Here is a 7,549-nt window from a genome sequence, read left to right on the forward strand (position 1 = left end):
GGGTGGCTTCCTGCCGACCCGCTTTCGGGCGTCATCGCGTCGATGCAGACATCACCGCAGCGTCCGCTCTGGAGTTATGCTGACGGTTCCAGTTTCGCGAGGGCGTGACGATCTCTCGGAGTTGGAGCGGCTTCCGCAACCGCTCCACCCCTCGCGCTCCGCCGGGATCAAGGCGCCCCACCCCACCCCCGGCGGGAAGCGGTGCGACGCGGCGCGGTCACTCAGGCGGGGATGCGGTCGATGGTGCTCGTATCCTCTTCCGCCAGGCAGTTCTCACGATGGCGGAACGCGCTGAGCGCCTGGTAGACCTGCAAACGGGCCCGCATGATCGAGCCGAGGGGGCGGTGGGCGGCGAGACTGTGCGCCGGGCGGAAGGTCATCACCTCGTCGAAGTAGCGGACCCGCTCGGGGGAATAGGCGTCCTGCCGTGGCAGGCGGACCGTCGCCACCGTGCGGTACGGGCTGACCGAGACCGGCCAGTCGACCGAGGCGTCTTCGATGGGTTGCTTCTCGGCATCCGCCCAGAGTTGCGCCTTCAACTCGAACACCACCTCATTTTCCCGGAAGAACGCGATCGAGGCGTGCCGGAAGCCGTCCTCGTCCTGGTGCGGGTCGAGCCGCCACTCGGAGAGCGCACGCTGGGCCTCGGTCATCGGTATTGCACCGAGCTTGGCCACGTAGTCGCCGAAGCGCACGGGCGCTTGGCTGAAGTAGCTGTCGGCGAGTGGGTGGCTGTAGGGGTGACCGAAAAAATCGGCCATGGCGCTCTCGGCGCCGAAGGCGTGCAGAACCCGGTTGAGGTTGCGCGCGGTCGATGAGACGGCGCTCTTCACCCCCTCCGGCATCCCGGTCGACTTGCCGATGACGGTCCCGTCGCGCAAAAATCCCGCTGCTGTTCCGGACGGGAAGGTCGTGCCGGTGGCGAGTACAAAGTCCTGGGTATTGATGCCGTGGCCGGACAGTTTCTCGCCCGGCACGTCGAACACCTTGATCGACATGCCACGGTGAGTGGACACCCGGTCACCGAGGGTCTCGCCCGGACCCTGGGCGAACCGTACGGCCACCTTGTGCGTGCCGGGCGTCGCGAATAGGCCCTGAGCGAGTTCCGGCGGCAGGTCGGGGGCGACTGCCAGTTCGCCCGTCACGCAGGCGGAGCTCTTGGCGTGACTGGCGCGGACCGCGTGGTGCTCGCGCTTCTCGACCGTCTGCGCCTGCAGAGTCATGCCCTGGATGATGCCGTCGATAGTCTCCTGCTCGTTCGGCGCTGGCCTCTCGATGTCGGGCGCGTAGCGCAGGTAGGTCATGCTGATCTCTCCAGGCGTGCTGAATAGCGTCGTACCGAGGCATCTCCCAGGGGACGGGCGAGTTCCGGGTCACCCACGAGCATCACTCTCACAGGCGTTCAGCCTGATGAGATCGCGCGGGAAGTTGGGGTCTGGGCGTATGCGACGCATTTGCCTCGTGATCTTCAGCGAATGTCCGCTTTCCGGAGATCTCGATACACGCTGTTAAGGCGAAGTTGGGTCGCAACCAGCCCGTCTGCTTAGGCTGGCTTCAGCGTAGGGAGCATCGGTTCGGGTGTCTTCTCGCCTCGTCGGCATGGGCCGGCGCGGAGATAGACGATGGGACATTCCGCATACGGTCCGGCTCAGAAAGGCCGGCCAGCCTGGAACGCTGGCCGCAAGCTCGGCGCCAAGCGCGCCCTCAAGCCTCAGCAGGTCTGGGCCATCCGGTTCTGGCTCGACCGCGAACAGCGGACACGTGACCGGGTGATGTTTGATCTCGCCATCGACAGCACGCTGCGCGGCTGCGACATCGTCAAGCTCTGGATCAGCGATCTCGTCAGTGGTGGGCGCGTTGGCAGCCGGGCTGTCGTCATCCAGCGCAGGACCGGCCGACCGGTGCAGTCCGAATGGCTCGAACCCGCGCGTGCCAGCATCCTCGCATGGCTGGAGGCGAGGGGTGGAACGCTAGACGATTATGCCTTTCCGAGTCGGCTCGACGGTGTCACCCGCATCAGCACCCGGCAGTATGCGCGCCTGGTCGATGACTGAGTCATGGGCATCGGGATGCGAAGTCAGGATGACGGCACCCACTCCTTCCGTCGCACAAGGCGTCGTTGATCTACGAACGGACCGGCGACCTGCGTGCCGTCCAAATCCTACTCGGTCATACCAAGATCGAGAGTACGGTCAGGTACCTCGGTGTGGACGTCGAGGATGCTCTGACCCTGACCGAGGGTACTGAGATTTCAGCGCTCGGCCCCTCGGCTCCAATGTCGAGGAGCTCTCAAATTAGCCTGGCACTAAAGCGCCTATCTCGGTCATTCTTCCGAATCGAGTTGCCTCTCCGAAGCAGACGACGCGGAAACGCGGCCCATCTCGATGTGTGTTCGAACCCCGCTTCGGTCAGCGACCCGCAGGATAGACTGGCGCTGCACTCTGGTCCGGAACATAGTCGCGCACTGACCGGCGAGCTCGGGCAATCCCCGGTGCGTTTCAGAGGCACTGCAGGGATCGTGGCTCGGTCTTCCCGGAGCGTATCGATGCGCCTTGGAATGGATCGGGCGATGGCAGGCTTCCCGATATTGCCGCGGGGTTCGCTGTTCCGACAATACTTCTTTGTTCTGTTCGCGGCCGTGGTCGTTCCGCTGCTCGCCGCTGGCGGTAGTCAGGCATGGTTCGGGTATAAGGACCAGAGGGCCCACCTGAACGATCTCCTCGGTGCCGAGGCCCGGACTGCGGCCGCGCGCATCGCGATTTTCCTTGAAGGGATCGGAAACCAGCTCGCTTGGATGGTCCACTTGCCCTGGACTGAGGGAGCCGACGAGCGACGGCGCATCGACGCGCTGCGCCTTCTGCGCCACGCCCCCGCCGTAACGAGCCTCAGGCTGATCGACGGCGCCTCTAAGGAACGGCTCTCCGTATCGCGAATCGGCCTCAACCGTGTCGAGAGCGGCGATGACGCATCGGCGGATCCAGCGGTTCTGGGGGCTCGGACCGGGCAGGCTTGGTTTGGACCCGTCACTTATTACCGCAATTCCGAACCGTACATGACCGTAGCCGTGGCGGGAAACCGCGCCGCGGCCGGCGTCGCGGTCGCCGAGATCAATCTGAAGCTGATCCTGGACGTTATCGCGGGAATTCGGATCGGAGAGACCGGACAGGCCTTCGTGCTCGACCGGCCGGGCCGGCTCATCGCGCATCCCGACATCAGTCTGGTTCTACGCGGCGCCGCGGACCGGACGGTCGAGAACCTCCGGGCGCTGCGGACTGCGATCATCGCGCAGGATGGGCGCGCGGTCGCCGGTCCGGACCCGGCGGGGCACGCGGTGGTCGCCGCCATGGCGCCGGTCCAGGGGCCGGACTGGAGCGTGGTCGTCCACCAGCCGGCCGCCGAGGCATTCGGTCCGATCCGAGCTGCCTTCTGGCGCCTGCTCGGCCTGCTGCTCGCCGGCACTGGCTTCGCCGCCGCGCTCGCCTACTGGCTCGCCGGCCGAATGACCGGGCCGATCCGCCTGCTGGAGGACGGCGCGGCCCGGATCGGGGCCGGCCAGTTCGATCACCGCATCGACATCGCGAGGACCGACGAGCTCGGGCGGCTCGCGACTCGCTTCAACCAGATGACACGCGAGGTCGCGATCTCGCGGGAGCGCTCGGAGCGTATCGACCGGCTTAAACGCTTCCTCGCGCCGCAAGTCGCCGAGCTCGTGGACCGGGCCGGCGATGACAGTGTTCTCAATGGACAGCGCGTCGAGGTCGTCGTCGTCTTCGGCGACCTGCGGGGCTTCACCCCGTTCTCGGCCCGATCTGAGCCGAGTGTGATCATGGACGTCCTCAGCGAATACTACGCGGCGGTCGGCGCGATCGTGGACCGGCACGGTGCGACGCTCATGAGTTTCGCGGGCGACGGCGTCATGATCCTGGTGAATGCGCCGGTGGCCTGCCCCGAGCCGGCGTTGCGAGCTGCCCGCATGGTGATCGAGATGCAGGCGACGGTGCAGGGCATGGCCGCGTCCTGGCGAGCGCGCGGCCATGCGCTCGGCTTCGGGGTCGGCCTCGCGATGGGACCGGCCACGGTCGGGCGCATCGGGTCCGACAGCCGGATGGACTACACGGCCATCGGCACGGTGACGAACCTCTCATCGCGCCTGTGCGCGTCGGCTGAGGACGGCCAGATCCTCGTCGACCGCACGGCGGCCGAGGCGATCGGGAGCGGTGTTCCCCTGGTATCGCTCGGGACGCGGCGCCTGAAGGGCTTCGACGATCCGGTCGCGGTATTCGCCGTGGCGACTGGCCAAGGGACCGACGCCCGGCCAACGCCGGACGCAGCGGCGTGACTTTATGCTCTTGGCGAGGAGCGAAGAGATGAGGCGACGGGCAATTCTCACTGGGCCGGTGAGCGTCCTGCTCGGCGGCGTCTTGACCCGTGCGGTGCAGGCGCGAGCGCCGACGCTTCCGGTGATCGGGTATCTCGGATCCGAGACACCCGAGCGCGCGGCCAGCCGGCTCGAGGCCTTTCGCGAGGGGCTCGCCGATGCTGGGTTCGTCGAGGGACGCGACGTCGCGATTGCCTTTCGCTGGGCAGACGGGCGCTACGAGCGGCTGCCCGCGCTCGCGAAGGAGCTAGCCGGTAGCGGAATCGCGGTCCTGGTCTCGCCCGGTGGCGCGCCCGTGGTGCTTGCGGCGCGGGCGGCGACGGAGACGATCCCGATCGTCTTCGAGATGGGTGGCGATCCGGTCGTCCTCGGCGTGGTGGAGGATCTCGCTCGGCCTCGTGGCAATCTTACGGGCGTGTCGAGCCTGAGCGTCGAGGTCTCGAACAAGCGGCTCGAGTTCATGCGGGAGCTGTTTCCGACGACCGCCGCCCTCGCCGTCGCGGTCAATCCGACCAGCCCCACGGCCGGCTCGCAGTTGGCCGGGCTCCAGGCGTCGGCGGCCAGCCTCGGTCTGCAACTCCACGTGCTCGAAGCCAGCCGCGAGGACGAGTTCGAGACGCTTTCCACGGCGCCGCGCCGGCTCGGGGTGCCCGGTCTCGTCTTCACCTCCGACCCCTTCTTCGCCTATCGCAGCGCGCAGCTGGCGATGCTCGCCAGCCGCCACGGCCTTCCGGCGATCACCCAATCCCGCGATTTTCCCAATGCCGGCGGGCTGCTGAGCTATGGCGGCGACTTCACACAGACGCATCGCCAAGCCGGCATCTATGCCGATCGCCTGCTCCGGGGCGAGAAGCTCCGCGACCTGCCGGTGCAACTCGTCACGAAGGTTGAACTGTTCGCCAACGTCGGGGCAGCCACACGCCTTGGCGTGACGCTGCCACCCTCGATCTTGAGCAGCGCGGACGTGGTGATCGAGTAGAAATTCGACGGCCACGGGTCCGTCGGCAACCGCCGCCATCAGCGAGTGCTGCGAAAGCGCGGCAAGAGCATGCCCGCCTCGCGCCGATAGCGAAGGTAGCGATCGCCGAAGAGAGCAATCAGGTCGCGCTCTTCCAATTGGATGCCGACAAGGATGTAGGCCGTCGCAACTGCCGCGAACAACAGGTGGCCGGCCGTCATCGTCGGCGTCGCCCAGAAGGCCACTACGAACCCGAGGTAGATCGGGTGTCGAACGTGCCTGTACAGGAGAGGGGTCGTGAACGTGGCCTCACCCTGCACGGTCGAGCGCCAGCCCTGAATGGCCTGCTTGAGCCCGAAAAGGTCGAGATGGCTGATCATGAAGGTGCTGGCGAGGACCACCAGCCAGCCGATCCAAAACAGACCCGCGAGGACGACCGATGCGACCGGTTCCGAGATCGACCAAACGATCGTCGGGAGTGGACGCCATTGCCAGAACAGCAGGAGCAGGGCGAGGCTGGCGAGAAGGACGTAGGTGCTGCGCTCGATCGGTTTCGGGACGATGCGGGTCCACCAGGCTTTGAAGCGCGGACGAGCCATCACGCTGTGCTGTAGCGCAAAGATGGCGAGCAGGGCGACGTCAACGATGACGGCGAGTCCCGAATGGCCGATCGGCCCGTCGTCGACGGTCTTCGGAACGAAGGCGCGTCCGAGAAAGCCGACTGCATAGAGGAAGGCGAGCAGGAAGACCGCGTAGCAGAACACGGCGTAGCTCATGCGTGCGGCGTGCGGCATGGAAGATCTCCGGCGACAAGAGCGTAGTCGGTCGGGCTCCGAGACTCGGTCATGACCCGGTGCCTCGCGGCCCGGAGCTTCATGCGGCCAGCCGCCCACCCGCGTCTGTGATCGCCATCACAGACGCGGGCGGGTGCCCCGAAGATATGCCATCGGCCGAGCCGATCAGCCTCCGGGAGAAGGCCGATTTCATCCGCCGCGCGCGCCGTCGAGCGTCCTTACCGGAAGTACTTCATCCATTGTTAGCCCGCATCAGCCGGCCGACGGATGGCGGGGCATATAGAGGCGCCGATGAGCCACTTCCAGAAAGTGTCCTTCGGACGTCCGAAGGCATGAATTCGAACGCGAATGTTTGAGAAATTTGTACCGTCGTCGACAGTAAAATCAGTGAAAACAGCTCGTTCTCAAGAGCATGTTTCTTGCTACGTAACCACTACGTAGTCGGTTAACGATAAAAATTCTTGGTTTATTCGCCGGAACGTGCGTGAAGCCTACGTAGACCTGCGCCATTTAATTCATCGGCTCTGTTAAAATCTGTAATCATCATCTTGTCAAAGCTATTATCAGAAGCTACAAGCCGGCTAGTAAGAGATTGTTAACGCTGGTTTCCGGCATTAGCAGAGGAGCTGAAACCGTGCCGCCCCATGCCGAAACCGCTGCTGCCGCTCCTGGTTTTGCGCCGCGCCGCGATGTCGAGATGTCCAGTGGCGCTGAGCAGGTGGCCGGTCATCTGGTTGACCAAGTGAGCGAGGCGGCGGAGATCGTGGCGGGGGCTGTTCTGCCGGAGACGCCGTTCGTGGCGCGGGGGCTGCGCCTGGACTGGGCGACCAAGCGCAGCCTCGACGTGAGCGTGGCGGCCACGGCCCTGTTCCTCCTGCTGCCGCTCCTCCTGCTGATCGCCCTGATGGTCTGGGCCGGCGACCGCAAGCCGCCGATCTACCGCCACATGCGCCTGGGCCGGGACGGGCGCCGCTTCGGCTGCCTGAAGTTCCGCTCGATGGTCACCAACGGCGAGGCGGTGCTGGCGGCCCACCTGTCCGCCAACCCGCGGGCGCGCACCGAGTGGGCGGAGACCCACAAGCTCACCGACGATCCGCGCGTGACCGCGATCGGCCAGGTGCTGCGTAAGACCTCGCTGGACGAGCTGCCCCAGCTCTGGAACGTGCTGCGCGGCGAGATGAGCCTGGTCGGCCCGCGGCCGATCGTTCCCGCGGAGGTGGCCCGCTACGGCCGGGCGTTCGCCACCTGCTTCGCCGTGCCGCCGGGCGTGACCGGGCTGTGGCAAGTCTCGGGCCGCTCCGACACGACCTACGCCGAGCGCGTCGCGCTGGATCTCGACTACGCCACCCGCTGGAGCCTGCGCCGCGACCTCGTCATCATGCTGCGCACCATCCCGGCCGTCCTCGCCCAACGCGGAAG

5 protein-coding genes and 1 pseudogene are annotated in these 7,549 nt (G+C 66.2%); 4 read left to right on the forward strand and 2 right to left on the reverse strand.

Annotated features, from left to right (window positions below):
• Positions 1-221 precede the first annotated feature (221 nt).
• Positions 222-1,304, reverse strand: coding sequence for a catalase family protein (locus ACLBX9_RS29785; RefSeq protein WP_447721385.1), 1,083 nt, complete (start codon positions 1,302-1,304; stop codon positions 222-224).
• 318 nt (positions 1,305-1,622) lie between these two features.
• Between ACLBX9_RS29785 and ACLBX9_RS29790 the strand changes: the two are divergent.
• From ACLBX9_RS29790 to ACLBX9_RS29800, 3 genes and pseudogenes are all read left to right on the forward strand, one after another.
• Positions 1,623-2,251 (forward strand): annotated as a pseudogene (locus tag ACLBX9_RS29790) (tyrosine-type recombinase/integrase); the annotation flags it as partial.
• Positions 2,252-2,569: 318 nt separating this feature from the next.
• Complete coding sequence (locus ACLBX9_RS29795; RefSeq protein WP_447721455.1) at positions 2,570-4,339, forward strand: adenylate/guanylate cyclase domain-containing protein; 1,770 nt, start codon at positions 2,570-2,572, stop codon at positions 4,337-4,339.
• A gap of 28 nt (positions 4,340-4,367) precedes the next feature.
• On the forward strand, positions 4,368-5,357 hold the full coding sequence (locus tag ACLBX9_RS29800) for an ABC transporter substrate-binding protein (RefSeq protein WP_447721453.1): 990 nt from the start codon (positions 4,368-4,370) through the stop codon (positions 5,355-5,357).
• A gap of 38 nt (positions 5,358-5,395) precedes the next feature.
• On the opposite strand, the gene mddA is transcribed toward ACLBX9_RS29800, so the two are convergent.
• Positions 5,396-6,130 (reverse strand): methanethiol S-methyltransferase, encoded by a 735-nt coding sequence (gene mddA, locus ACLBX9_RS29805; RefSeq protein WP_010686508.1) that lies wholly within the window; start codon positions 6,128-6,130, stop codon positions 5,396-5,398.
• A 697-nt stretch (positions 6,131-6,827) separates the two neighbouring features.
• On the opposite strand from mddA, the gene ACLBX9_RS29810 reads away from it, so the two are divergent.
• Positions 6,828-7,549 (forward strand): sugar transferase (locus ACLBX9_RS29810; RefSeq protein ID WP_447721454.1); only part of this gene is annotated, 722 nt, incomplete at its 3' end.

Source organism: Methylobacterium sp. A49B, assembly GCF_053346215.1.